Here is a 26,938-nt window from a genome sequence, read left to right as displayed (position 1 = left end):
CCGCCGTTCGCCCAAATAGGCACGACGAACGCGCCCGTCGCCGGCAAGTTCGGCGGCGGTACCGTTCAGGGATATGCGTCCGCCCTCCACCACATAGGCCCGATCGGAAATTTTCAGCGCGGCGCGGGCGTTTTGTTCCACCAGCAAGATGGCGATGCCCTGGCGGCGTATCTGTTGCAACAAATCAAAAATCTGCCGCACCAGGCGGGGGGCCAGGCCCAGGGAGGGTTCATCCAACAGCAGGATGCGCGGACGGCCCATCAGCGCCCGGCCGATACACAGCATCTGCTGTTCACCGCCGGAAAGCGAGCCGGCTTTTTGTTTCAACCGATCTTTCAATAACGGAAATATGGACAACACCCGGTCCCGCTCGCTGGATTTTTTGCCCTGCTGTATGCCGCCGAGGATCAGGTTTTCCTCCACCGTCATGGTGGGAAAAATCTGTCGTCCTTCCGGCGCCTGAGCCAGGCCGAGCCGGACAATGGCGTGGGCCGGCAGACGGTGGATCGGGTGGCCGTCCAGCATTATCGTGCCTGCCGACGGATGATAAATTCCCGACAGGGTACGCATCAATGTGGTTTTGCCGACGCCGTTGGCGCCCAATACGCAGACAATCTCTCCTTTATCCACCTGCAGCGAGATGTCCTGCACGATGGTTAACCCGCCCAATTTCACCGCCAGGTGTTCTATTTCTAATAGACTCATGCCGCCTCTTCACTCCCCAGATAGACATCCTGCACCGCCGGGTTAGCCAGAATTTCCGCCGGTGTGCCCTGTGCCAGCAACCGGCCCGACGCCAGTACCAATACCCGCTGGCAGAGATTCATCACCAGGTTGAGATCGTGTTCCACCAGCAGCAATGTCAGGCCCTGGCGGTTTAACCGGTTCAGGAATGCCGACAGCTCACCGGTTTCGGTATCGTTGAGGCCCGCCGCCGGTTCGTCCAGGATCAGCAGTTGCGGATCGAATGCCAGCGCGCGGGCAATTTCCAGATACTTGCGTTTGCCGTAAGAGAGGTTGGCCGCCAGCTCATTGGCATAGGGCAGCAACCCGGTTTGATCCAGTGCCCGCCAGGTGGCCTCGCCCACCTGTTTGGCCCTGGCGGCGCGGTGCAATAAGGTATCCAGCAGGCCATAACGGTAACGGCCGATGGCGCCGACGCTGACATTATCAAACACCGTCAGGTTGGGGAATACCCGCAGATTTTGAAAGGTGCGGGTAATGCCCAGTCGGGCGATGCGGTGCACCGCCGCGCCGGTAATGATCTTTTGGCGCCAGCGGATCTCTCCGCTGCTGGGGGGCGTAAAGCCGGTTATCAGATTAAACAGGGTGGTTTTACCCGCGCCGTTGGGGCCGATAAGGCCCACCAGCTCGCCGGACGCCAGAGTGAAACTGACATCTTCCACCGCCACCAGACCGCCGAAACGGCGGCCGACGCCTTCCAGGCTCAGCAGGGGTTCCGTCGGGAACTGCCCATGTCCCGCGGACGCAACAACATTCAACCGTTGCCCGTTCATTTCCACCCCTCCCGCAATCCCCACCAGCCGCGCACCAGTTTCAGCGCCGCCGCTTCGGTCCATAGCCCTTTCGGCCGGAACAAGATGGTGAGAAACAGGATAAGCCCGACGGTGAACATTCGGTAATCGCCGATGGGGCGCAGCACCTCGGGCAGGGTGATCAATAAAATGGCGCCGACGATGGCCCCCGGTAAACTGCCGAGCCCGCCCACCACCACCATGGCCAGGATCAGTACCGATTGATCGAATTTAAACGAATCCGGCGCAATGTAGCCGGTAGTGTGGGCCCAAAGCGCGCCGGCGATGCCGGCGAAAAAATAACTCACCAGCAGCACCTGGCCTTTCAGGCGAAACGGCGACAGCCCCAGAGCCTGGATGCATTGATCGTCCTCCCTCAAGGCGCGCAGGGCGTTGCCATAATAAGAGTGCATGACCCGGTGGATCAGATAGAGACACACCAGGGTGATGGCCAGGGTTTCCCAAAAGATGCCGGCCTGTCCGCTGCCCCCCAGGGTGGGAATATCGGTAATGCCCATCGGACCTCGGGTCAAATCCACCCAGTTCAGCAGCGTGACATAAATGATTTCGCCGATGCCGAGCGTGGCGACGGCGAAATAGATGCTCACCAAACGCAGGGTGGGCAGGGTGACCAGAAAACCAATCAGCGATGCCGCCACGCCGGCCAGCGGAAGCGCTAACCACACTCCAAACCCGCACTTGGCGCTCAGCAGGGCGCTGGCATAGGCTCCCAAGCCGTAAATCGCGCCGTGCCCCAGGGACATCAGTCCGCTGACGCCGGTCAGTAGATTGGCGCTGGCGGCCAACAGGATAAAAATCAGCGCGGTGGTGGCGACCCGCCAGGCATAACCCGAATCGGCATAGGCCAGCACCGGCAAGGGCAGCAGTAACAGCAGGTAGCTATATTTAGTGAAAACGTTCATGTTCGCCTCCGCCTCGTCTTAAACCCGTTCACGCCGGCCTCCGAAGATGCCGTTGGGGAAGAACAGCAGCGTTAATAACAGCAGTCCATAGCTGATCAGATCCGCCCAGCCCTGGGGAATATATTCGGTGGCTATGGCTTCGCTCAGACCGAGGATCAGGGCGCAGATAATCGCGCCGGGAATGGAGTTCAGCCCCCCCATCACCATGGCGACAAACGCCTTGATGCCGGCGCCGAAACCCATGGCCGGAAAAATATTGCCGGTGTAGAGGCCCACCAGGAAACCGGATACCGCGCCCAGCGCCGCGCCGAGCATAAAGGTCAGGACAATGGTGCGCTGGATATCAATGCCCACATGCAGCGCGCCGGTGAGATTGCTGGCCACCGCCCGCACCGATAAGCCGCTGCGGGTATAAAACAGAAACCATTGCAGCGCCAGCAGCATGGCCAGGGCAAAACCGAAGATCACGAACTGCCCGCTGGCGAAGGTCAGCGGACCCAGGGTAATCGGGGTCATCAGCAGATATTGCTGCGGGATGGTTTGCATATTGGAACCGAACAGGTTGGAGACCAGTTCCCGCACCACGATGGAAATCGCCAGGGATGAGAGCAGGGTAGCCTCACGGATGGCCTTTGATTTCAGCGAAGCTTCGTCGGCGAACCGTCGCAGCGGCCGGAAGGCGATGCGCTCCAGCAGCACGCCGCTCACCAGTCCCACCGCCACCACCAGCAGCAATACCGCTATCAGCGGCGGGGCAAAAGCCTGGATAACCAGTAAACCGGCGAACGCCCCCAGCATGTACAGTTCGCCGTGGGCGAAGTTCACCACGTTCAGCACGCCAAAAATCAGCGTAAACCCGATGGCCATCAGGGCATAGACCAATCCCTGGGACAAGCCGTTAACCACCTGCTGGAAGAAAAAAGCGTCAAACATACCGCAAACCCTCGAAGCAAACCCTCTAAGCACATTTTTGAAGCAAACTCTCGAAGCCAACTTTGGAACCAGCTCCCGAAGCCAATTTTGGAACCAGCTCCCGAAGCCAATTTTGGAACCAGCTCCTGAAGCCAATTTTGGAGCCGGCTCTTGAAGCCAACTCTGGAACCCACTCAGGAAATCCAGGCCCGGCGCCACACCACCGCTCCGGGCCGACCGGTCAGGCTTTGGTGGCTACCGGCACGAACTGACCGTTCTGCACCACCAGCCGGGTCTGGGTCTTGGTGGGTTCGCGGGTCACCGGGTCAAAGGTGGTGATACCGGTTACCCCGGGGAAATCCTTGGTGGTTGCCAGGGCGTCGCGCACGCTCTGGCGGGTGGCGTCGGCGCCGCCGCCCTTAACGATGGCGTCCAGCAGGATATTGGTGGCGTCATAGGCTTGCGCCGCGAACTGGTTCGGTTCGGTGTGATACAGGGCGCGGTACTGTTCCACATAATGTTTGACGTTCGGCACCTGGCTGTTCAGATCGAAGGAGGTGGGCAGACGCAGCCCCTCGGCCGCCGGGCCGGCCAATTGGATCAGCTTCTGTTCGTCCAGCGAGCTGGCGCCGAACAGCGGCGCTTTCACCCCTAGCTGCCGGATCTGCTGTAAAAACGCCGCACCGTCTTCATAAAATTGCGCAAGATAGATCACATCGGGCTTTTGACGGGCAATCTTGGTAATAATGGCGCGAAAATCCCGGGTGCCGGGGTTGAAAAACTCGGTAGTGACCACTTGGCCGCCGTCGGCGGTAAAACCGCGGGCGAATTCCTGCGCGGCGGACTGGCCCCAGTCGTTCTGGATAGCGACGATGGCGGCGCGCTTGGCGCCGGTATCATGCACCCAGTTGGCGGTGTAGGGTCCTTCATAGGCCATGGTGGTAATATTACGGAACTGCCAAGGACTGATTTTCACGAAATCTGGATGGGACGCGGTTTGCGAAAGCTGCGGCACATGGGTTTCGGCATAGACCTTGCCGGCGGCAATGGACACCGTGGAGCTGAAATCGCCTATCACGCCGACAATGGACCGATCGTCGGAGAATTTGCGGGCGATATTGACCCCTTCCTTGGCATCGCCTTTACTGTCCTCGAATTTCACCTCAACCTTCACGCCGGGCAGGCGGTGCGATTGGTTAAATTCCGCCACCGCCTGGTTGGCGGAATTGCGGAATAATGTACCGTACTGAGCATATTCGCCGGTCAGCGGCGCTTGATAGCCGATGGACACGACTTTATCGGCGGCGGCGGCCCAGCCGGAAGAGAGAGCCAACACCAGCAGTGCGGCCCGGCCGCCCTGAAACCATGGATTGTTCATTTTTCAGTTCCTAATTGAATGGTGCGTTTCACCGAAGCCAATACGCTGCGCTGCAACCCGGCGGCGAAATCACTGTTATTAAGTTCATACAGACCGTGCATACCCACGCCCGCCGGCGAGTTATTGATATCCAGCAGCTGGCGCGGATGCAGGCCGCTGTGTTTCAGCATCGCGGCGGCACCCACCAGATTTTCCAGCACCACTTCCGTGGCCTGCGCCCGCGGCAAACCGGCCAATACGCCCGCATCGGTGAGGGATTCCACAAAGTAATAAACGTAATTGGGACCGGCGACGCCAAAACCGGTAAACACATCGATAAGGGATTCCGGCAAATAGAGGATTTTGCCGAAACTCTGTAAAAACGGTTCTACTTGGGAGGCGAGCACATGCCCATTGAGGGTAACGCCGCTGTAACCGTAGCCGGTGTCGGTAAGGGTATTGGGGATCACGCGCACGATGGGGCGTTCCGGTCCCAGCAACGCGGCGAGGCGCTGCAAGGTCACTCCCGCCACGATGGATATCACAATGGCCTGCGGCGCGGCCTGCCGGCGGATGTTTTCCGTGACGGCGTTGATATCATCCTGGGGACGAACGGCAATAACGATAAGCGCGGCGTCAGCCAGCGTCGTGCTTTCCGTTACGCGGTATTTTCCGGTGAGCCGCGTGATGCGCTGGGGATCAATATCCGATAGGGTTATCTCTCCGCCGGTAAATGCGCCGTGGCTGATTGCCGCACGAATAATAGCCTCAGCCATTTGTCCCGCACCGATAAAATGAATCCTGGCCATGTCACCCTCTGATAAAAACGATTGTATACCCGTGATACTTCAAGTTGCAGGCGCGTTGGCTTTCCTAGCTCACCCCAGTCACTTACTTGAGTAAGCTCCTGGGGACTCACTGCGTCGCCGCCTTCCTGCAATTTGAATTATTTAGGGTCTGGTTGCCGGTATTAGCGCATCCATTAAAGATCAAACTCGGGATTCGGCTAACAGACTATTTTCGCTAAGCATTGCTATTAACGTTGTTAGCCCAAGATTAGAATAAATTTTTTTTATAATATGCTGTTTTAAAACAATAATGAGTTACGAATGTCATTATAAACAACTATTATTTAACAAAAATTATCGGATAATTGGCCTTATTCCAGATTTATTAATGGCCATGATTTAATTAATCATAGGAAATGCGTATGCTATTTTTTTTGGTGAGATGTTAATACAGAGGCTAATATAATAATTATTTATGGCGTTTGTTAAATATCCAGCTATTAGATGATGTTTTTGCAAAAATCAGGTTAATTTATGATGTGATAAAATACGATGATCGCTTATGATGCTGATAATGGAGGACGCGCCCTTGCCGTCATATCAATCCCAATCTTCTTTGCAGAGCCATTACCGGGCGGGCTCATCAGTACCGCACCGGTCAGCGTAACGACAGGAGCAACAATGCAGGATAACGCCTTTGCTTTTATGCCTTACCCCCCGGCGGAGGTTCCCCATGCGCCCACAGGGCCGCTGGCCGGTTTTACCTTTGCCGTCAAGGATCTGTTTGATGTGGCCGGTTATCCCACGGGCGGCGGCAGCCCGCATATCCTGGCCATGTCCGGTATCAAAACCCGCACCGCGTCCGTGGTGCAGCATCTATTGGATGCCGGCGCCGAATTGATCGGTAAAACCCATACCAATGAACTGGCCTATTCCTTGACGGGTAAAAGCATTCATTACGGCACGCCGCGCAATGGCGCCGCGCCGGACCGGATCCCCGGCGGTTCCTCTTCCGGCTCGGCGTCGGCGGTATCCAACGGTCTGTGCGACTTCGCCCTGGGTACCGATACCGGTGGTTCGGTAAGGACTCCCGCAAGCTATTGCGGTTTGTTCGGCCTGCGTCCCGGCCATGGACGCGTCTCTCTGGAAGGCTGCCAGGAATTAAGCCGCAGCATGGACACCGCCGGCTATTTCACCCGCGACGCTCCGCTGTTTGAGCGGGTGGGGCAATGCCTGCTGGGAGAGGATCCGGCTCCGCTGTCGGCGGAGCCCTCGCTTACGGTGAGCGAGGAGCTATTCTCCCTGCTTTCCGGACCGGTCAGGCAGGCGTTGCAACCGGCCCTGGAACGTATTGCCGCAAGCGTCGGAGCACCGGCCCTTTTAAACGGCGCGCTGCCGGACCAAGCCGAGACCTACTGGGCTTTTCGTCATATCCAGGGTTATGAAGCCTGGCGGGCCCAAGGTGAGAATATCAGCCGATACGGCTTTGCCCTGGGTCCCGATGTGGCGGCGCGTTTTGCCTGGGCCGCCACCATAACCGAGGATCAGTACCGCCGAGCCTGCGGGGCGCGGGACGTTTTGCGCGACGCCTGGCACAAGCTGCTGGGCAATCAGGTGCTGGTGCTGCCCACCTTGCCGGATATCGCGCCCCTGGTGACCGCCGGCGAGGAGGAAGTCGAGCTGACCCGCCGCTTGTCACAGCAGTTGCTGGCGATTGCGGTTATTTGCGGCACCCCTCAGGTGACGCTGCCGCTGGCGCACAAGGACGGCGCGCCGCTGGGTATTTCACTGCTGGGACCCCGCGGCAGCGATCTCAGCCTGGTGCGGCTGGCGGCACGCATCGCCACGAGCTAATACCGGCCGATTTCCTCCGCAAATGCCTCATGGCGCGCGGTGGACCCGCGATCGCCGAACGTGCAGCAAACGTGCTAAAGGGAGAGCATGCCGAAGGGGTCGAAGCGGGCGTGGTTTTACCGCCCGCCCGAGCGCCCCTTGGCATGGTAGGCCCGCGACCACCGAACGTGCTGCGAACGTGTTAAAGGAAAACCCTGCCGAATGTCTGTCCAGCGGACTGATATTTTTTGTAGCGCGGAAAATAGGTATTATATTCAGCCACTCCCGCCGGAAGCGCCAAATAGAACGGTTGATAGAAATAAGCGGCTATACTTGAGCTAACTTAATCCCTGACGACAACGCAAAAATGAGCCGTTTTGTTTGTATTCCCCCATCAGATCCATGACCCGCCGCGCAAACATTTTTTTTAAACTCGCTATAATAAAACGACCGTATTCTAGAATGTACTGATTTATATTCCGTTATCCTGTAATGTCATTTTTTCGGTGTATTTTAGCGTTATTTAAATGCGGCAATGATAAAATTTGATATTGATCAAAGCCATTATACGTTATTCAGGTCTTGGCCAAAATAAAGGAGCAAAAAATGCGGTCTAAAATGCGGCTCTCGAGTCAAAATTTGACTGAATTGCTAAAGGGACCGCAATTTGACGGTTTTTTAGATAACTTTCGCAGCAAGAGCTTTCAAAAAGGGAACATGATCAGCATGCCCGGCGCTGCCGGCAACGACGTGCTGATCGTCTCCTCCGGCCGTTTGCGGGTATTCCTCTCTTACGAGGGGCGGGAATTCACCCTGTGCTTTCTTGAGGAAGGAGACATTTTCAGCACCCATACCCGGGCGTTTATCGAAGCGGCGAAAGACGCCGTAATATTATTATCCACCGCCCAGTCTTTTCGCCAACAGCTTGTAGAACATCCCGAAATATCGTTATTAATGACCGGTATATTGGGCGAAGTATTGGGAAGCTCCTGGGATGTTATTGAAGGGTTAATTTTTCATGACGCTAAATCACGCCTAACGGCGTTTATTGTTTCATTAGGGCGTGAACGGGGCGTATGTACGCCGTCCGGTATTGAATTCGAATGTGATTTAACCATGGAAGATATTTCCTTGATCATTGGCGCGACCCGGCAAACCACTTCATCTTTATTTAATATGTTAATAAAGGAAGGGGATTTATGTCGAACTGTAAAAAATAAATTTATTATCACTGATATTGAGGCTTTGGCATCAAGGCTGTCCGTATACAAGAAATGACAACGGTACTCGTATCTTCAAGCGTTGTAGGTCTGCATAAGGCCAATGCGTTCGCGTGTTAAAGGGAGACCGCGGCAATGGGGCCCGTGGCGACCCCCGCCGGGGAAAGAGATCAGCGCTCGGTGCAGGAGATGCAGGGATCGATGCTGTTAACGATAAGCGCCACATCGGAAATGGTATTGTCCTGCATCATCACATGCAGCGCATCCCAGTTAGGGTAGCTGGGAACCCGCCATTTCATGCGTTCGGGCATATCGGTACCGTTGGTGCGCAGATAATAAATCAATTCCCCGCGCGGCGCTTCGGTTTTGGCAATGGCTTCGCCTGCCGGGATATCCGGCATGCCGCTGATGGCGATGGGGCCGTCAGGCAACTTGGCCAGACATTGGCGGATAAGGGACAGCGCCATGCGCACTTCGTCCAGACGGACCATGGCGCGGGACCAGACGTCGCCGTCCGGCTGGGTCTGAATGGCGAAATCCAGCCGATCGTACATGGCGTAGGGTGAGTTCTTGCGCACGTCGTAAGCGACGCCTGAGCCACGCGCCACCGGCCCGATCAGGCCGAATTCCAGCGCGTCTTCCCTTGGCAGCACACCCACGCCGCGGGTGCGGGTCAGGATCGAATGATTGGTGGCGTAAATGCCGCGGATCTCTTCCACCGCCGGCTGCACTTCATCAAGCCGGCTCAGCAGGTAGGCGATACGTTCGCTGTCCAGATTGTACTTTACCCCGCCGATGCAGTTGGCGCCGAGATCCATCCGGTTGCCGTAGAGGGTTTCCTTGATGTCCTGCACGATTTCGCGGGTTTCCAGCACGTGCATAAACAGCGACGTAAAACCGATGATATGGGCCATGATGCCGACATTAAACAGGTTCGACGCCACCCGTTTAATCTCGTCGGCAATCATCCGCAAATACTGGCCCCGTTCCGGCACCTCCACCCCGGCGATATCCTCCAGCGCCATGCAAAAGGTGGTGGGATGGCTGTTGGAGCATAACGAACAGATACGTTCGGTGAGGGTGATATTCTGATAAAAGTTACGTTTCATCACCAGATATTCCACTCCCCGGTGCACATGCCCGGCGGAGATATGCAGCCCCTTGATGGTTTCCCCTTCCAGGTCGAGCTTGAAGTACATAGGTTCTTCCAGCGCCACATGCAGCGGGCCCACCGGTACCTGATATCGGGTCATTTTTTCTCTCCCCGTTGACTCATGATTTTTTCCCACAGGGACTTGGTGCTGGCGGCGTTGACCATGTCGGAAAACGGAATGAATTTTTGCAGCACGGCCGGATCGATATCGTCATCAATGAATAACCGGGTCGGGTTGGGATGTCCCACCACGTTCAGGTCGTACAGCTCCATAAACTCCCTTTCGTTCCAGTTGGCGTTGCGAAACAGCGGGGTAATGGAGGCAATGTCCCGCTCGCCTTCCGGCAGGTGAACCGTCAGGGTCAGGGTGTCGCCATCGATATCAAAGTGGTAGGCAATCTCATGGACGTCCGACGCCTCCTGGCGGGTGTGCTGGTAGGCGGTAATGGTGCTCAGCCGACTGCCCGCCTGTTTAACCACCGTGACGGCGGGCAGCAGCAGCGCCGGCGACGACAGGGTGCACCAGGCGGTAACCACCCCTTTGACATTGACATGGATAGCATAGGTAAAGGGGGCGTCCAGGGTCTCGGTAAACAGGGACTGGATGCGTTTAATTTTCTCAATCATAGTCCTGCTCCAGGAACATTCAGACGGGCGGCGGACCGGCTGCGGCGGCAGTCGGGACAAAGCCGGCTCAATTCCACCAGGGCGTCGGAGCCGCCGCCATAGACTTTCTCCAGCAGCGTCGCGCTGGGGGGAATAAAGCGCCCGCCGCAGGAGGCGCAGGCCCGGTAGGCTACGGTGCCTTGCTCAATCATTCGGTATTTGTCCTCCTGCTTGTGCGCCAGGTGCCAGTCCTCCGTCAGATGGATGGCCCGCGGGATACAGTAATGCTCACACAGGCCGCAAAACGTGCAGCTGTTATGCCAGAGGGTGAATTGCAGGCCCTCCGGGCTGTCATCGAAACGGATGGCGCCGCCGGCGCAGACGTGTTCACACATCCGGCAGCCGGAACATTTCGATTGATCAAAGTCAATGCGGCCGCGCAGCCCCTTGGGGGTAAAGGTCTCGCCGAAGGGGAACGGGTCGGTGGACGGGCCCTTGAGCAGATTACGAAACAGGATCCTGATAAAGTTCATGGTGCTTTCCTACAGGCGGCGCTGCCAAATGTCGATGGCCATGGCAATGCCTTCAATGATGGCCTGGGGCCGTGGCGGGCAGCCGGGAACGTTCACATCCACCGGCAGATAATTATCCACCGGCCCGGCAATGGCATAGCTATCCCGAAATACCCCGCCCGAAATGGGGCAGATGCCGATGGCCACCGTCACTTTCGGATCGGGGATCTCCTGGAAGACCCGCAATACCCGGTCCTTTACCCGCAGGGTCAGGGGACCGGTAATCAGTACAATATCCGCGTGTTTCGGACTGCCGCAGTACTGGCACCCCAGTCGCTCCACGTCATAGCGCGGTATAAGGGCGGTGGTGGCCAATTCCACATCGCAGCCGTTGCACGAACCGGCGTTGATGCGGTAGAGCCAGGGCGAACGTTTGGCGATAGCGGTTAAAAAACCCATAACTTTTTCCCTATGCCCGGACAATGACGGTGACGAGGCTTATCACACCGAGTAATTCGGGCCATTTCAGATAAAAAAGAAACGCCTGATCGATACGCATTCTTCCCACGGCGGTGCGCAACAGGGTTTTCCCCAGGATAAACAGCACCAGGCACTTCAGCATGAACACCGCCACGCCGGCGATGCCCGCCGGCCCGGTGGGGAAAAACAGCGTGATGCCGAGACCTATCACCACCACGGTTTTCAGGGCCGACATCATGCTGAACAGCGCCAGCGCGGGACCCGAGTACTCCAATAACGGCCCCTCCAGCACCTCCGATTCCGCTTCGGGGATATCAAACGGCGGAATGCCGAGATTGGCGGGGAAAAACAGTAAATAGGTCGCCACCGCCGGCCACATCCAGGGATCCAGCAAAAAGGCGCCGTGCTGCTGCTGATAGCGCACAATCTCCGGCAGGGAAAACGTCACCCAGCCCCCTTGGGCCATGCCGGTTTTCATGGCGACGCTGGCCAGCACCAGCAGCAGCGGACCTTCATAGGCCAGCACCAGCGCCATTTCCCGTGAAAAGCCGATGGCGCCATAAACCGATCCCGACGACGAACCCGCCAGCATCAATACCACGGCGGGAATAGTGAGCAGGTAGAGCAGCACCAATAAATCCCCCAGCATGGCGGCGGGATGATAGACCCCGGCTATGGGGATCAGTGCGGCGGCCAGCAGCATGCTGCCGGCGCCCGCCGCAGGCAAGGCCAGGAACAAAACGCGGGGGGCCCCTTCCGGCACCATGGTCTCTTTGCGCATTAATTTAATGATGTCGAAAAATGGCTGGAGCAGCGGCGGGCCGACCCGCCGCTGCAGACGGGCGGCGACGATGCGATCCACGCCTTTGAGCAACAGACCGAACAGCAGCGCCCCCAGTCCCAGGGGGAATATAACCAAAGGGGCAAACACTGTGCTGAAATCCCACATGATAAAAACCTTATTCCTTGTCTTTCGGCCGAAGCGCCAGTCGGATAAACCGTTCCGGCGCCTGGTACAAACCGGATGCCGGGACGTGGGCCTGGGACGGATTGATATCGGTGACGCCACCCTGGTGCAAATGGATAGACACCGACTGCCGGTTGCTCAGGCGGTAGAACAGCCAGCCCACCAGGGCGATACACGCCATCAGTATGGACAGCGTCAGCGGCTGCCAGCCCTCGATACCGGGTAATCCGCCGGTCCAGGAGACCGCCAGCTGTCCCAGTGACAGCTCGTTCATGACCCGGCTCACCGGCACCAGCAGCAGGCCCGGAAACAGGCCGACGGCGACGCAGCCGGCGGTGAGCAGCGACATGGGCAGCAGCATTGAAATTGGCGCTTCCCGCACGTTGCTCAACGCCTCGCGCGGCTGGCCCATAAAGGCGGCATGGGCGAATTTAAGCACCGCCGCCAGGGTAAACAGGCTGGACATCATGGCCGCCAGACCCAGCACATAATGACCCGACTGGAACGCCGCCTGGTAGATGAGCCATTTCGACGAAAAACCGTTCAGCGGCGGAATCCCGGACAGTGATAATCCGGCGAACAGGAACAGGCCGAAGGTTATCGGCATCTTGCGCCCGAGCCCCCCCAACTGATCCAGGCTGTCCACATGAATTTGCGCCATGATGCAGCCGGCCCCGAGGAACAGGATATCCTTCAGCATCATATGGTTCACCAGATGCATCAGGCCGCCGGCCACGCCAAGGGGCGAACTCAGGGCGAAACCCAGCAGGATGTAACCCAGCTGGCTGACGGTGCTATAGATAAGCAGACGTTTAATGCCGTTTTGGATCACCGCCATGGCCCCGGCATACAGCAGCGTCACGGCGGCGATGATGGCGATGCCGTACATCACATCACTCATGCCCCCCGCCGTGCCCAGCCGGGCGAACAGCAGCCCGGCCCCGCCGAGGGTGAAGAGTTTAATCACCCCGTAGACGCCGCTTTTCAGCAGCACCGCCGAAATATATCCGCTCACCGGCGTCGGGGCGGTGGGGGGGTGCATCTGGTAATCAATGCGCCACGGCAGCTGAGCCGCCTTCATCAGCAAACCCAGCAGGACAAGCAGCAGGGCGCCGCCGAACCAGGGCAGGGACATGGTCCGCGCCGCCAGGGCCAGGGTGGGGAAATCAAAGGCGCCGGCACGGGCCGTGAGCATGGCGACACCCAGGAACATGCAGGTGGCGCCGACGAAGTTAAAGATAAAATACTTGAACCCCTCGGTTAACGCCGCCTCGGTTTCATCATGGATAATGACAAAATAGAGCGTCCAGCTGCTCATGATTTCCCAAAAGGCGAAGAAGTTGAACAAATCTTTACTGGCGGCCAGGCCCAGCAGGCCGCCTATCATAAATACAAAGAAAAAGAAGAACCGGTGCCGGTGATGTCCGTGGGCCATATAGCCGACGGCATACAGCATATTCAGCAGGCCGACGCCGGCAATCAGCGCCGCGAACCAGTAAGACAGCAGGTCATATCGACCGGCGTTCATCAGAACCGCCCCGAGGGCGACCGCCATAACCGCCACCGCCACCGGTCCGGCATTGAATTTGCCGCTTTTGCCGACAATAAAGGTCAACAACGCGCCGCACACCGCAATCAGCGCCGCCGGCGTCCAGGCTAAATTGAGATGGGGCAGGGGCATAATGGCCAGCCCTTGCCTGCGGGCGATTTGATCCACCGCCGGGCGTACCAGGTGTTGCAGACCGAAATCGGGGAACAGGCCGCCAAGGATCACCAGCGCCGCCAGTATGCCCATGGCGATGCGCATGGACAGCGGCGCGTCGCGGGTCACCGTGCCGTTATAGGGCGTGAAAAACAGCACACGCAGAATGCGCATATAGTACATGGCGGCCAAAATGCTGCCCGCCAGAAACAGCACAGCGATGGTGAGATGCCCCGACTGCGCCGCCGCGTAGATCATCAGGAATTTGCTGAAAAAGCCGCTGAAGGGCGGCAATCCCATTACCGCCAGGGCGCCGACGGCGAAGCACAGGGCGGTAAACGGCATGACGCGGCCCAGTCCCGCGACATCGGACAGCCGCTTGCCGCCGGCTTTGGCGATGACGCCGCCCGCCGCCAGGAACAGCAGGTTTTTAAAGATGGCGTGATTAAGAACGTGCAGCAGGGCGCCGGCAAAACTCAAATAGGTGGCCAACCCCACCATGGTGAGGATTTCGCCTACCTGAGCCAGGGTGGAAAAGGCCAGGATCCGTTTCAGGTTTTGCTCCCTGAAGGCCATGACCTCGCCATAGATCACCGTAAGCGCCCCCAGCGCGCTTACCGCCAGGCCGATGGAGGAGAAGGAGAGCCACGGCAACATCCGGGCGACGATATCGGTACCCAGGATAACAAACAGCACTTTGATGATGCCGTACACGCCGGCTTTGGTGAGGATGCCCGACATCAGGGCGGAAACGGAGGACGGCGCCACCGGATGCGCGTCCGGCAGCCAGCTGTGCATGGGATAAAGACCGGCTTTCACTCCCAGGCCCGCCAGGAAGCACAGGCCGATCACCGCCGCGAACGCCGGCGTCAGCTGCGAGGCGTGGGCGGCGATCACCGCCATATCGAAACTGCCGAAGCGCGTATGGCACAAGAGGATGCCGAAGTGCATGACATAGGCGCCGGTGGTACACATCAGGAAATATTTGCGGCCGGCCTTGAAGGCCTCGGGGGTCTGTTCATGGACCACCAGGAAATAGGAACTCCAGGTCATCAATTCCCAGAACATATAGAAATTACCGAAATCATCGGCGGTAGCCACCCCCAGCAGGGAACCGGCCATCAGAAACAAAAAGAAATAGTAGCGGTTGGCGCGGCTGTTATCCCGCATATACCCCTGGGAATAAATCACGGCGACAAATATCAGCGCGGCAAAAATAAGCGTAAATAAGCGGGATATACTGTCTATCCCGCCCGCCTGCCAGGCAAAAAACAGGGTGGCGGCGGAAATCACCAGGGCGGCGCGGTCTCGGAGTCGGGCATTAATCCGTCCCAGCGCAAAAAGGATAAAACCGCCGATATAGGGGAATAACACCAAAAAGCGCCAGGGGACTTCAAATATCGGTACTTCACCTTTTAACGACGGCGTGGCGAAGCGTTCGGCCAAATGCATAAAAGGGCCAGGCACTAAACTCATATAAATAGTGATGGCGGTCAAGAAATACATTAACAACCAAATTGGCGAAAACCCATTAGCCGAGAACCGCATCGGCAATAAAGTGTTCTGTATATTTGATCCGGTTTCCGCAACGGGGCGGGCCGGCTCCAGACAGATGCGCTGAATAACGATAATATAATAAACCGCCGCCACCACCGTGGCCAGGGTGGCAATGGCGGCCAACAGCCATTCCCCCTGTTCCATCGCGCCGTATAAAATCAGGAATTTGCTGAACGAGCCTTTAAACGGGGACAGGCCCATCACGGAAAACAGGCCGAAGCCGAACAGCAGCGACGCCAGGGGCATACGGCTGCCGCTGCCCGCCAAATCGTCCAGGGAGCTGGATCCGGTGCGTTTGATAAGATAACCGGCGCTGACAAACACCAGCAGGCGCATGGTAATCTGGAAACCCAGATGCATCAGTGCGCCGGTAACCCCCGCCTGGTTATCGAGACCAAAACCCAGCAAGACAAAACCGATTTCCGCCAACGTGGAAAACAGCAGGAGTTTTACCAGATTCCGGATGTGCAATAATGCCAATATTTCGCCGGCAAGCAGAAGAAATGTTCCTGCCCATGCCAGTAATGGAATGCTGTAGAGTGAAACTCCCATTTATTCCTCGCTGTAAATCTGAGAGCGGATAAAAATCAAGCCAGGAATGAATTTATTAAAAATCGGCGGAAATGTCTGTCGGCTAGCTGACAGATATTATGGAAGGGAACTGACAATATGACGGCAGGGAACAAGCTCTGGGATTAATGATTGCCGGTTAATATCAAAAAATATGATCAAAGTCACTTTATGGTTGAGAATCATAATTAATACGGCCCGATAAAGACACAAATAAAAATAATTTTTTTATTTTAGCTGATCGGGAAAATATAATCAGCAGTTAAATTGATCTTAATCAATTAAATAGTCGAACGAGAATTGTTCCCATAAAAATATAATCTGGCGAACGTAAAAATTTATACCCAATAAATTACGAGTTGCACCAATCCACAGGGGGTTACGCATTATGTGTTTGGGGGTCCCGGGAAAAATTCTGACCATAAAGGATGCCGCCAATCTGCTGGCCACCGTGGAAGTGGCCGGGGTGAAGCGGGATATCAATATCGCCTTTATAGTCGATAAATCCCATGCCCCGGCCGACTGTATCGGCGATTGGGTGCTGGTCCACGTGGGGTTCGCCATGGCGCGCATCGATGAGCGGGAGGCGGCGGAAATGCTGACCATGCTCAGCGAACTGGGTGAACTGCCGGTATGAAAACCCTCCTCGTCCAAGCCGGTCGCAGAGCGGTATGTCCAGTGACCGGCGACAGTGAAGGGATGCCGGGCATAACGGGGTTGTCCACCGCATGCGGGCGAGGGGGAATCATCACGGCCGCATTGCATCGGACCGCCATCGTCCGCGGGAGAATCGGTGATGCATGAAGCGGCGTTAACCCAGGGGCTGGTGAAAATTCTGCTGAGGGAAGCGGAGCGCCACCAGGTTAGTTCCATCAAACGGGTGTGGCTAAAAGTAGGACGAATGAAGGCGGTAGAGCCGCAGGCGCTGGTCTTCTGCTTCGGGGCGTTTACCGAAGGCACGCTGGCGGAGGGCGCCGAACTGATTATCGACCCGGTGCCGGCGGTGGCGACATGCCATGGCTGCGGCGGTGATTTTGAGGTTATCAAATTCCATTTTCAATGTCCCCGTTGCCAAAGCCGGGATGTCGTGTTGATTCAGGGCGACGAACTCTACATTGAAAGTTTTGACGCTTGAAGCAGAAGGTAACGCCATGAAAGAACAGGAAAATGTCATTATTTACGCCAACGCGCTTAAATGCCTTGGCTGTCATAGCTGTGAAATGGCCTGCGCGGTGGCCCACGGCGGCGACGGCAGTCTGGTGGCCGCCGTAACGGACCAACTGCCTCTCCATCCGCGAATGAAGGTGGTGGCGTCCGGCGAGATAACCATGCCGATGCAGTGCCGCCAGTGTGAAAACGCCCCCTGCGCGCTGGTGTGCCCCACCGGCGCCTGCCGTCAGGCGGACGGCCAGGTGCAAATCAATGAGGATAATTGCGTCGGCTGCAAACTGTGCGTGATGGTCTGCCCGTTCGGCGCCATTACCGTCCGGCGCGCCGCGGCGAAAGACCATTTCAGCGCCACCAATCAGGGCGTGGCGCAAAAATGCGATCTGTGCGTGGACTGGCGTAAAAAACAGGGCAAAACCGAGACCGCCTGCGTTGAGTCCTGTCCCACCAAGGCCATCAGCCTGGTGGATATGAAAACCTACCGTCAGGCGCTGATCAAGGCCCGGGCCGGAGAATTGGCCCAATCTCAGAAGAATATCACTTTGGCATTAAGGGGACTGTAATGGATATCAAAATAAGATCGAGCGATCCCGCCGTTATCGCACTGTGCCCGGTTGCTGAACAAGAAGGGATTGCGACGGTCTTTGATCGGTATGAGATGCAACAGCCGCAGTGTGGTTTCGGCACGCTGGGATTATGTTGCCGTATCTGCTGGAAAGGGCCCTGCCGCGTGGATCCGTTTGGCGACGGTCCCCAGGCCGGTATTTGCGGCGCCAGTAAAGACACCATCGTGGCGCGCAATCTGATTCGCATGATGGCCGCCGGAGCGGCGGCGCATTCGGAACACGGCCGGCATATTGCCCTGGCCATGCAACGGGTGGGTAAAGGGGAGTTGCCCGATTATCATATCCGCGATGAAGGCAAGCTGAAAAATATCGCCGAGCGGCTGGATATCGCCGTCGCCGACCGGACCATAAACGACATCGCCTACGACGTGGCCACCAAGACCCTGGAGGATTATCAAAATCAGGACAGCAAGGTTCCCTGTCACTGGATAAGCGCCTCGCTGCCGGCAAAACGTCTGTCATTGCTGGGAAAACTGGGGGTATTGCCCCATAACATCGATGCCACGGTGGCGCAAATCATGTCGCGCACCCATATCGGATGCGATGCCGACCCGGAAAACCTGGTGCTGGGCGGGATGCGCGGCGCCCTGGCGGATTTCAACGGCATGGCCCTGGCGACGGAACTGTCGGACGCGATGTTCGGCACGCCGAAACCCGTGGTGACTCAGGCCAATATCGGCGTGATCAAGAAACACGCGGTGAATATTGCCGTTAACGGCCATAACCCGCTGCTCAGCGAAGTGATTTGCGATATCGCCGGCGAAATGAACAGCATTGCCCGCGACGCCGGAGCGTCGGAAGGCATCAATATCGTCGGTATCTGCTGCACCGGCAATGAAGTCATGATGCGACACGGTATCCCGCTGGCCACCAACTATCTGTCGCAGGAAATGGCCATTTTCACCGGCGCGCTGGACGCGATGGTGGTGGACGTACAGTGCATCATGCCGTCGCTGCCGCAAATCAGCGAGTGCTATCACACCGAATTCATCACCACCATGGATGAAAACAAGATGCCGGGCGCGCGCCATGTCAGTTTTCACGAAGACAAAGCCAAAGAAACCGCCCGCAAAATCGTGCAGTACGCCATTGACGCCTATGGCCGCCGCGACCCCAAGCGCATCAATATTCCGGATATAAAACAGACCGCCATCGTCGGTTTCAGCAGTGAGGCAGTGATGGCGGCCCTGGCGGCGCTGAACGCGGAAGATCCCCTGGCGCCGCTGGTGGAGAATATCGTGAACGGCAATATCCTCGGGGTGGCGCTGTTCGCCGGCTGTAACAGCACCCGCGCGATACAGGACGAAAATTTTCAAGTCATCGCCAAGATCCTGGCCCGCAATAACGTCCTGCTGCTGGCCACCGGCTGCGGCGCGGGCGCCTTCGCCAAACACGGCCTGATGAACCAGCAGGCTACCCAAGCCTGGGCGGGTGATTCGCTGAAAGCGGTATTAACCACCATCGGCGTGGCGGCGGGACTGGAAGGACCGTTGCCGCTGATACTGCATATGGGCTCCTGCGTGGACAACAGCCGGGCGGTGCAACTGGCCACGGCGCTGGCCAACAAGCTGAACGTAGACCTGAGCGATTTGCCGCTGGTGGCCTCCGCGCCGGAAGCCATGTCGGAAAAAGCCATCGCTATCGCCAGCTGGAGCGTCGCCATCGGTTTGCCTACCCATCTGGGCATCGTGCCCCAGGTCACCGGGTCGGCGGTGGTCACCGATTTGATTACCGAAGGGGCTAAGGGGCTGTTCGGCGGCTACTTCCTGGTGGAATCCGATCCGGCGCTGGCGGCGGAAAAACTGGTGGCGGTGATCCGTGAAAAACGCCACGCCTTGGGGATATAAGCATGAAAATAGCCATAGCGGGAAAAGGCGGCGTGGGAAAAACCACCCTGGCGGGATTGCTCGCCCGCTCTTTCGCCGCGGAAGGTAAACACGTATTGGCCATTGACGCGGATCCCGATGCCAACCTGGCGTCGGCATTGGGTATCCCCGCCGAGCGTTATGCCGATCTTCAGCCGTTTTCCCATATGAAAGACCTGGCAAAAGAGCGCACCGGCGCCGACAGCGGTTATGGCGGACTGTTTATCCTCAATCCGAAGGTGGACGATTTGCCGGATGCCTTTTGCGTGGAGCACGCCGGGGTCCGTTTGCTGTTGATGGGTACCGTCGAGCACGGCGGTACCGGCTGTGTCTGTCCGGAACACACCCTGCTGCGCAGCCTGATGAAGCATCTGCTGCTTGAACGCCGGGACCTGGTGATCATGGATATGGAGGCCGGTATCGAGCACCTCGGCAGGTCCACCGCCGAAGCGGTGGACCTGCTGATTGTGGTGGTGGAGCCCGGACAGCGCAGCATCCAGACCACCCGGCAAATTGAAAAACTGGCCGCCGATATCGGCATCAAAAAAATCGCCTACGTCGGCAGCAAAATCAAGAACCAGGAAGATAAAACCTTTCTGGCATCGGTCTTGCCGGCGGAAAAAATGCTGGGTTATCTCTCACTCAACGAGGCGATTCGCGATGCGGATCGCACCGGTGCCGCACCTTATGATATCGGCGGCGATTTTCTGGAGGAACTGCGGACCATCAAAACCCGGCTACTGGACTATGCGGGATAAGAATTACCGCGTATGAATGCCGAATAAGAACAGCCGGGTGAAAATGCCCGGTGGGAATGCCGATGTAAACATGGCCGGCGAGGGTGGTGGACAAAAAGCCGCCGCGCCGTCGCCCACAAGAGGTGATAGATGTGCCAGCTTAAAGTCAGATTGATCCTGGCGGACAACCGGGAAGAACGGGTGGACGATGTCGCCGCCATCGACGTGGGGCCGGATAAAATCACGTTATCGAGCCTGTTTGAGCCGCCCCGTGAGCTGTACGGCTTTCAGATTAAAGAAATTGACTGTCTGCGCAATTCCGTCTTGCTGGAATGGCGCGCCGCGTGATAACCGCCGAGGAACCCATCATGGCCGAGAAAACATTGACTGAAAAATTTACCGTTATGCTGCCGCACTGGCTGGAGCACAACGAAGAGCATATCGACGAAATGCGAAAATACCTCCACGCCCTGGAAACAGAAGGGCAGACCGAGCTGGCCGGGGGATGCGGCGCCGCCATCGCCCAGATGAACCGGGTGAGCGATGCGTTATCCGCTATGCTGGCGCAGCTTGATACGCCACCGCAGGCGCCGCGAGGGTAGATACCATTACCGTGGCCGCACGACGGCCGCTAGGGCAAGAGTATGTGCAACAACTGTGGCTGCAATATCACCACCGGCAGTCGCCTGTTATTAAAAAACGGCGCCATACGCGCCATCCGCCCGCTGAAACCGGTCGCTCCGCGCTCCATCGAAGTCCTGCAAAATTTACTGCAGGATAACGATCGGCAGGCGGAACAGAACGCCGCGCTGTTTAATGGCCAGGGCACCGTGGTATTCAATCTGATGTCCTCCCCGGGCAGCGGCAAAACCGCCCTGCTGGAGGCCACCATCGAGCGGCTGATGGCGCGGGGACTGAACATCGGCGTTATCGAAGGCGACCTGGAAACCGAAAACGATGCGGTGCGCCTGCGTAAAAAAGGCGTGCCGGTGGTGCAGATTACCACCGGTATGGCCTGCCATCTGGATGCGTCCATGATCCACTCCGCCTACCAACAGCTGGCCGGCACGGCGATGGATATTCTGTTCATCGAGAACGTCGGCAACCTGGTGTGCCCGGCCAGTTTTGCCCTGGGACAGCATTATGACGTGGTGCTGCTCTCGGTGCCGGAAGGGGACGACAAACCGGAAAAATACCCGGTAATGTTCCGCCTGGGGGACAAGATCCTCATCAGCAAAATCGATCTGCTGCCGTACTTCGACGACTTCAGCGTGGCGCGGGTGCGGGACGAAATCAGCATGCTGGCCAACCATTCAGAGGTGCTGGAAGTATCGTCCAAAACCGGACAAGGCATGGACAGCTGGCTGGACTGGCTGGCAGGGGCGGTCGCCAAAGCGGATAAGCGGGCGCGCTAGGCCCGCTATCACTGAAGCTTGAACCAAGCGAGCCAAAGTCAACGCATGTTAACGTGAGCGCGTGTTAAAGGGAGAGCGCGCCAATGCGGTCGAAGCGGGCGTGGTTTTCCCGCCCGCCGGAGCGCCGCATGGCACGCTAGGCCCGCCGGCATCAATCGTGCAACGAACGTGTTAAAGGGAGAGCGCGCCAATGCGGTCGAAGCGGGCGTGGTTTTCCCGCCCGCCGGAGCGCCGCATGGCACGCTAGGCCCGCCGGCACCAATCGTACAACAAGCCTGTTAAAGAGCGCGCGCGCCATCACTGTGGCATGGAATTGGCGGCATCCTCGGCAAGTTTGTTGACGGTATTTTGATAAATGGAATCAGGATCGTCTCCTTGCCGCGGCTGACTAAATTTCACCTTTCCATGGTAAACATCGCCATTGATTTTCACAATCTTGGGACGGGTATTCAGGGTACCGGTTGCCACGCAGGTATTACTCACCTGGTTCAATTGATCGTCCCAGACATTGGCCATCTTTGTACAATCATCCACCCAGACGAATTTTTCGTTGGCATCCAGCTTGGCTAATTGTTGATTCAGCGGAACCGACAAATACACATCAAACATGGGTTCGACCCGGTTCTTTTCCACCTTCAATATCAGCGGCGTCTTGAAACTCACACCGTTAAACTTAATGGTTTTTGAGGCAACGTCGATCTTATATTTAGAGATTTTACTCGGAAAATCCCATTGCCGTATGATGGCCGGAATCCAGCTGGTTATTTTTTCATTGATGTTCATAAAATAGGTGGACAAGGAAACGTTCGAGAGGCTGCTGCGGCCTAACCCGATAAAATTATCTCCCCCTAATACATCCAGCACCGTGGCGCCATTATCCAGAGTGCTTCTTTTAACATTGATTTGCTGTTTTTTATCCGTATCGCCACGAATAATAAAAAACAAATCTTTACGATCGTTTTTGGTTAAAATATCATAGGCGGTATTGTTCATGGCCAGATGATCCGATGACACCACAATAACCGTATTGCTAAAATAGGGCGACTGTTTTATTTTTTCAATCAGGTCCGCAATATGTTGTTGGCTACAGGCCACGGCGCTCAGGGAGCTGTTTTCAACATTATTAAAGTCATAGGTTTTTTTGGTACAGGTCTTGGAAATATACCCATCCGGATGATGGGTATCCACCGTTAAGGCAAATAAAGCAAACCGTTTATTTTCTTTGGATAACTCTATATATTTATTATAAACTATATTCAGCAGGGTATCGTCATACCAGCCCCACTCATTTTTATAATTCGGGTCGTCCACCTGATCCTGCAACTCCTGCAGCCCGTAGAGATGATCAATACCGTGGGACTTCAAAAACAGTCCCTTGCCGCCGAACGCCAGATCGGCGCCCTGGTAAAAAAAGGTATCGTAACCCGAAGCGTGCAAAACGTCCCCCAGGCAAACCGCATGAGGATAAAATGTCGATAAGGAACTGGATGCGTTGCCATCGAAAGGAGCAAATAACGGGATGCCGCACTGGGAGGCCACCATGCCGGCAATGGTATACCCGGTGCCGGGTAATTGAATAGTATTTTCAAAAGAAGTGGAATCGTCTTTATCCGAATTCAGCTCAGTAGTTAAACCCGGGAATTCATTTTGATCAAAATAGGTTTTTTCCAGGCTTTCGGCATAGATATAAATCAGGTTGGGTTTTTTGCCCGACATGGTTTTTTTTGGGGTTTTATAATAAGTATAAAAATCGGAATTATCATGACCAAGTTCAGATTTCATCAAACCGGCGATTTCACCGAATGCCGGAGTAACGACCACCGAGGCGCTGGCGAAAATCAGTGCCAGTATACTGTATAATACATTGGTATTTTTACCGCTGGTCCTGAGCAGAACCCATGACATCAAGCCGAACACCACCAGTGAAACGAGTAAAAAACCAGCAAACGGCAAGATATATTTACCGATGCCGGCGCCGGTCAGGTTGCTGGTAATGGTATACAAGACCGAATCGTTTATACCGTCGCCGGTAAAATAGTTACTGGCAACCCTGGCTAAATTAAGAACAATATAAAGCCCTAGTATAAATAATACTAATATAAACCATAGCTTATTTCTATCAGCCCGCAGCGAGTATATTATGATGGATGTCACAAATAACACAGCTGAAAGTATTTCTGCCGACATCTACATGCCTCCGCAACTGGTTACGGTATAGCCAGGTCCTGTCTTAAAGTAACGATTCAAAGGCGGTCATCCGTCCCGTTTCTACTAATAATAGCCATATATACCAATCAATGTTTGGCTGGGCTAGATTTTTTTACAGAATTATGACCACCGGAGCGGGACAAATATGTCGCTGCCGGCACCGCCATAGTGCGCCAGTGGTTTTTTTTAGGGAAGGGTGCTTTATAATATACTGATTTTCATGAATTATTGCCGTTGCAAGGACGCACCGTTGCCGGGAGCCGGCGACACCCGGGGACGCAAAATTTTACACACTTCTTTCTCCGCGCAGGTCAGGGTAGATTTTAGCACCTACCCCCGCAGGCATACCACCCTCTGGGTGATGACCGAATTCTTCGTGACGATCGTCAATGAATCGGCGTCCAATAATGGGAACGACAAATGGAAATCCTTGCACAGCGTGATGTGCACAATGCCATCCAGCGGGGCTGCAATCGCCGTACCGCTGATTCCAATCAGGGAATGGACAGCAAATCGGGAGGGGGTGAGGAGTTTGTGATTTAAATCGAAAAAATTAAAAAAAATTCACGACCCGCTTATCAATCTTATAAGAAAGGTTGAACCGCCATGGTCAGTAGTCAGGATAAAATAGTGAGGAAGAAACTCTCTGCGTTTATTAGTTTTATGAAAAATATATCTGATAAAACAAAGCTCTGAGACCAGTATTTTTTTTAATCACTAAGCGGGCCGGCAACGGCCGGCCCTAACCCTGGTGTCTTAAGTCACGTTATCTTTTGTTTAGCTATACTAAACAAAAACAATGTTAAAGGATGCTAAACAGATAAACAAGAGCTCATTGCTAATATATCGACATGATCCCAAAACGCCTGAAAGAAGCCCGTAAACGGGCAAGACTGACGCAAGAAAAGTTGGCGGTACTGGCGGGAATTGACGAGTCCACGGCTAGATCCCGCATCAGTCAATATGAAAACGGTATTTACCGGCCCAATTTTGAGACCTGCTGCGCCTTTGCTCGGGTGTTGGACGTGCCGGAATGTTATTTTTACACCGTGGATGACACCTTCGCTTCCGCGTTGCTGACTTTGTACAGCGTAAAATTTATTGAAAAAAAGAGCTAAGCGCTTCCTGGCGAACCTGGCCCCGTGTTGACATGAGCACAGGGCTATCAGAGCCACACGACGAACAAAGGCCAGCCTGAGCTGACCTTTGGTTTTTTATGCCGGCATATTGCCCTCTTATTCAGGGACTTTTTTCAGTTCAAGCCGCTGGATTTTACCTACCACCAGCAGATAGCAGAGCATGGACATCAGCGCCGAACAGCCGACGAAAATCAGTGCGGCATTAAACGAGTGCAAGCCTTTAACCAGATAACCGATTAATAACGGCGTCACGATGGATGCCACATTGCCGAACATATTAAAAATCGCGCCGCACAGGCCGATGACTTCTTTCGGCGCGGTATCGGCAATGACCGGCCAGCCCAACGCGCCGAAACCCTTACCGAAGAATGCCAGCGCCATCATTGCCACCACCAAAACGGTATTGTTGGTGTAATTGCACAAAATCATGGTTGACGCCAACAGCATGCCGAACACAATCGGCGCCTTGCGGGCAAAGGTCAGGGAACAGCCGCGTTTTAACAGTAGATCGGAAACCATGCCGCCGGATATCCCGCCCAAAAAGCCGCATATAGCCGGAATGGAGGCAACCAGACCCACCTTCATAATGGTCATGCCTTTGTCGTGCACCAGGTAAATCGGGAACCAGGTCAGGAAGAACCAGGTAATGGTATTCAAGAAATATTGGCCGAAAAATATGCCCAGCATCATACGGCTGGTTAGCAGCTGTTTGACATAATTCCATTTAGGACCCTGTTTGGCGCTTTTTTTCTGGTCCATATTCACCACGCCGCCGCCCTGTTCGATATAATCGAGCTCTTCCTTGGAAGCGTACGGGGAATCAAAGGGGTTATGAACGAATTTGGTCCAGACGAAAGTCAATATAAATCCGATGATGCCCATAACGATGAAGACGTGTTTCCAGCTCCAGGCATAGACCAGCCAGCCTAGAAATGGCGAGAAGATGGCCAGGGAGAAGTATTGCGCCGCATTGAATATGGATGAGGCGGTTGCGCGCTCCTTGGCGGGAAACCACGCGGCGACCACGCGCGCATTGGCGGGAAACGCCGGCGCTTCGGCAAAACCCAGCAGAAATTGCAGCATAAACAGGGATAACACGGCGGCGGAAATGGATAATCCGCCGACAAAACCCTGCAACAGGGTAAACAGCGACCAAAAAAACAGGCTGAAACTGTAAACCTTAATTGAGCCAAACTTATCCAGTAACCAGCCGCCCGGTATCTGCATCACCAGATAGGCGATACCGAAGGCGGAAAATATCTGGCCCAAATCCACCACATCCAGACCCAACTCTTTCGAGACCTGCGTACCGGCTATGGATAGGGTAACCCGATCGGCATAATTTACTGCTGTAATAATAAAAATAATGAGCAAAACATAAAAACGAACATGGGTTCGTTTTTTAGTTAATAAACTCGTCTCAACCGCCATGATATTTCTCCACGTTAATTTTGCTTTTGCGTGCGGCATGTACTGCGGAGCTGTTTAATAAGCCCGTTAGACATAAATATAATTGTGAAAAGGGTAGCTTTTATTAAAGGCGGGCATTTTCACAATGAAATTTCCTGAAGCGAAAATAGTAGCTTTATTGCTTCACTCTTTTGCCGTGAATTGCAGTATAAAAAGCGTGGGGGGGTAAGTCATTATGCAAATGACCAATCTTAAG

Annotated in this window: 25 protein-coding genes and 1 pseudogene; 12 read left to right on the top strand and 14 right to left on the bottom strand. The window is 55.5% G+C overall.

Annotation, left to right across the window (positions count from 1 at the left end; genetic code table 11):
• Positions 1–6: 6 nt before the first annotated feature.
• The 6 genes and pseudogenes from HB631_RS14305 to HB631_RS14280 form a co-directional block, all read right to left on the bottom strand.
• Positions 7–705 (bottom strand): annotated as a pseudogene (locus HB631_RS14305) (ABC transporter ATP-binding protein); the annotation flags it as partial.
• Positions 702–1,517, bottom strand: coding sequence for an ABC transporter ATP-binding protein (locus tag HB631_RS14300; RefSeq protein ID WP_213991835.1), 816 nt, complete (start codon positions 1,515–1,517; stop codon positions 702–704). The pseudogene HB631_RS14305 and the gene HB631_RS14300, both read right to left, overlap by 4 nt.
• Positions 1,514–2,458: a branched-chain amino acid ABC transporter permease gene (locus tag HB631_RS14295; RefSeq protein ID WP_213991834.1), complete on the bottom strand. Its 945-nt coding sequence runs from the start codon at positions 2,456–2,458 to the stop codon at positions 1,514–1,516. The genes HB631_RS14300 and HB631_RS14295 overlap by 4 nt, the downstream gene beginning before the upstream one ends.
• Before the next feature lie 18 nt (positions 2,459–2,476).
• Complete coding sequence (locus tag HB631_RS14290) at positions 2,477–3,391, bottom strand: branched-chain amino acid ABC transporter permease (RefSeq protein WP_213991833.1); 915 nt, start codon at positions 3,389–3,391, stop codon at positions 2,477–2,479.
• Between the two features lie 220 nt (positions 3,392–3,611).
• A complete protein-coding gene (locus tag HB631_RS14285; protein WP_213991832.1) occupies positions 3,612–4,748 on the bottom strand; it encodes an ABC transporter substrate-binding protein in 1,137 nt (378 codons plus the stop codon).
• Positions 4,745–5,536 (bottom strand): pyrroline-5-carboxylate reductase, encoded by a 792-nt coding sequence (locus tag HB631_RS14280; protein ID WP_213991831.1) that lies wholly within the window; start codon positions 5,534–5,536, stop codon positions 4,745–4,747. The genes HB631_RS14285 and HB631_RS14280 overlap by 4 nt, the downstream gene beginning before the upstream one ends.
• A gap of 660 nt (positions 5,537–6,196) precedes the next feature.
• Between HB631_RS14280 and HB631_RS14275 the strand changes: the two genes are divergently transcribed.
• Positions 6,197–7,369 carry an amidase gene (locus tag HB631_RS14275; RefSeq protein WP_213991830.1) on the top strand — a complete coding sequence of 391 codons (1,173 nt, stop codon included), beginning with the start codon at positions 6,197–6,199 and terminating at the stop codon, positions 7,367–7,369.
• Positions 7,370–7,954: 585 nt separating this feature from the next.
• On the top strand, positions 7,955–8,626 hold the full coding sequence (locus tag HB631_RS14270) for a Crp/Fnr family transcriptional regulator (RefSeq protein ID WP_213991829.1): 672 nt from the start codon (positions 7,955–7,957) through the stop codon (positions 8,624–8,626).
• A 112-nt stretch (positions 8,627–8,738) separates the two neighbouring features.
• On the opposite strand, the gene HB631_RS14265 is transcribed toward HB631_RS14270, so the two are convergent.
• The 6 genes from HB631_RS14265 to HB631_RS14240 are packed head-to-tail and all read right to left on the bottom strand — an operon-like array spanning position 8,739 to position 16,097.
• Positions 8,739–9,821, bottom strand: a complete 1,083-nt coding sequence (locus HB631_RS14265) for a nickel-dependent hydrogenase large subunit (protein ID WP_213991828.1) — start codon at positions 9,819–9,821, stop codon at positions 8,739–8,741.
• Positions 9,818–10,348 (bottom strand): NADH-quinone oxidoreductase subunit C, encoded by a 531-nt coding sequence (locus HB631_RS14260; protein ID WP_213991827.1) that lies wholly within the window; start codon positions 10,346–10,348, stop codon positions 9,818–9,820. The genes HB631_RS14265 and HB631_RS14260 overlap by 4 nt, the downstream gene beginning before the upstream one ends.
• Positions 10,345–10,860 carry a 4Fe-4S dicluster domain-containing protein gene (locus HB631_RS14255; protein WP_213991826.1) on the bottom strand — a complete coding sequence of 172 codons (516 nt, stop codon included), beginning with the start codon at positions 10,858–10,860 and terminating at the stop codon, positions 10,345–10,347. The genes HB631_RS14260 and HB631_RS14255 overlap by 4 nt, the downstream gene beginning before the upstream one ends.
• Before the next feature lie 9 nt (positions 10,861–10,869).
• Positions 10,870–11,298, bottom strand: a complete 429-nt coding sequence (gene nuoB / locus HB631_RS14250) for an NADH-quinone oxidoreductase subunit NuoB (protein WP_213991825.1) — start codon at positions 11,296–11,298, stop codon at positions 10,870–10,872.
• 10 nt (positions 11,299–11,308) lie between these two features.
• A complete protein-coding gene (locus tag HB631_RS14245; protein WP_213991824.1) occupies positions 11,309–12,268 on the bottom strand; it encodes a complex I subunit 1 family protein in 960 nt (319 codons plus the stop codon).
• A gap of 10 nt (positions 12,269–12,278) precedes the next feature.
• Positions 12,279–16,097: a proton-conducting transporter membrane subunit gene (locus HB631_RS14240; RefSeq protein ID WP_213991823.1), complete on the bottom strand. Its 3,819-nt coding sequence runs from the start codon at positions 16,095–16,097 to the stop codon at positions 12,279–12,281.
• Between the two features lie 406 nt (positions 16,098–16,503).
• Here HB631_RS14240 and hypC point away from each other — a divergent pair, with 406 nt between their 5' ends.
• The 8 genes from hypC to hypB all read left to right on the top strand — a co-directional run bounded on the left by hypC (position 16,504) and on the right by hypB (position 21,925).
• The gene (gene hypC, locus HB631_RS14235) at positions 16,504–16,752 is read left to right on the top strand and encodes a HypC/HybG/HupF family hydrogenase formation chaperone (protein WP_213991822.1); all 249 of its coding nucleotides are present in this window, start codon (positions 16,504–16,506) and stop codon (positions 16,750–16,752) included.
• Between the two features lie 159 nt (positions 16,753–16,911).
• Positions 16,912–17,250 (top strand): hydrogenase maturation nickel metallochaperone HypA, encoded by a 339-nt coding sequence (gene hypA, locus HB631_RS14230; protein ID WP_213991889.1) that lies wholly within the window; start codon positions 16,912–16,914, stop codon positions 17,248–17,250.
• Positions 17,251–17,266: 16 nt separating this feature from the next.
• Positions 17,267–17,845 (top strand): 4Fe-4S dicluster domain-containing protein, encoded by a 579-nt coding sequence (locus HB631_RS14225; RefSeq protein ID WP_218627015.1) that lies wholly within the window; start codon positions 17,267–17,269, stop codon positions 17,843–17,845.
• Positions 17,845–19,755, top strand: a complete 1,911-nt coding sequence (cooS, locus tag HB631_RS14220) for an anaerobic carbon-monoxide dehydrogenase catalytic subunit (protein ID WP_213991821.1) — start codon at positions 17,845–17,847, stop codon at positions 19,753–19,755. Before HB631_RS14225 ends, cooS begins: the two co-directional genes overlap by 1 nt.
• Positions 19,756–19,757: 2 nt before the next feature.
• The gene (locus tag HB631_RS14215) at positions 19,758–20,531 is read left to right on the top strand and encodes a carbon monoxide dehydrogenase accessory protein CooC (protein ID WP_213991820.1); all 774 of its coding nucleotides are present in this window, start codon (positions 19,758–19,760) and stop codon (positions 20,529–20,531) included.
• Between the two features lie 129 nt (positions 20,532–20,660).
• Positions 20,661–20,858 (top strand): CooT family nickel-binding protein, encoded by a 198-nt coding sequence (locus tag HB631_RS14210; protein WP_213991819.1) that lies wholly within the window; start codon positions 20,661–20,663, stop codon positions 20,856–20,858.
• Between the two features lie 20 nt (positions 20,859–20,878).
• Positions 20,879–21,112: a hypothetical protein gene (locus HB631_RS14205; protein ID WP_213991818.1), complete on the top strand. Its 234-nt coding sequence runs from the start codon at positions 20,879–20,881 to the stop codon at positions 21,110–21,112.
• A gap of 42 nt (positions 21,113–21,154) precedes the next feature.
• Positions 21,155–21,925 carry a hydrogenase nickel incorporation protein HypB gene (gene hypB / locus HB631_RS14200; protein WP_213991817.1) on the top strand — a complete coding sequence of 257 codons (771 nt, stop codon included), beginning with the start codon at positions 21,155–21,157 and terminating at the stop codon, positions 21,923–21,925.
• Between the two features lie 297 nt (positions 21,926–22,222).
• Here hypB and opgB read toward each other — a convergent pair whose 3' ends face one another.
• A complete protein-coding gene (opgB, locus tag HB631_RS14195; RefSeq protein WP_213991816.1) occupies positions 22,223–24,112 on the bottom strand; it encodes a phosphatidylglycerol--membrane-oligosaccharide glycerophosphotransferase in 1,890 nt (629 codons plus the stop codon).
• Between the two features lie 441 nt (positions 24,113–24,553).
• Between opgB and HB631_RS27060 the strand changes: the two genes are divergently transcribed.
• Complete coding sequence (locus HB631_RS27060) at positions 24,554–24,676, top strand: hypothetical protein (protein WP_255557003.1); 123 nt, start codon at positions 24,554–24,556, stop codon at positions 24,674–24,676.
• Between the two features lie 308 nt (positions 24,677–24,984).
• Entirely contained in the window at positions 24,985–25,251 is a 267-nt protein-coding gene (locus tag HB631_RS14190) for a helix-turn-helix transcriptional regulator (protein WP_213991815.1), read from the top strand.
• A gap of 117 nt (positions 25,252–25,368) precedes the next feature.
• Here the strand turns inward: HB631_RS14190 and HB631_RS14185 are convergent, their stop codons facing one another.
• Positions 25,369–26,703 carry an MFS transporter gene (locus HB631_RS14185; protein ID WP_213991814.1) on the bottom strand — a complete coding sequence of 445 codons (1,335 nt, stop codon included), beginning with the start codon at positions 26,701–26,703 and terminating at the stop codon, positions 25,369–25,371.
• Between the last annotated feature and the right edge of the window lie 235 nt (positions 26,704–26,938).

The sequence above is a fragment of the Sodalis sp. dw_96 genome (genome assembly GCF_018449575.1).
In the GTDB taxonomy this organism is placed as follows: domain Bacteria; phylum Pseudomonadota; class Gammaproteobacteria; order Enterobacterales; family Enterobacteriaceae; genus Acerihabitans.
Note: the sequence above shows the minus strand (reverse complement) of the source record. Positions and strands in the feature narration are given on the sequence as shown.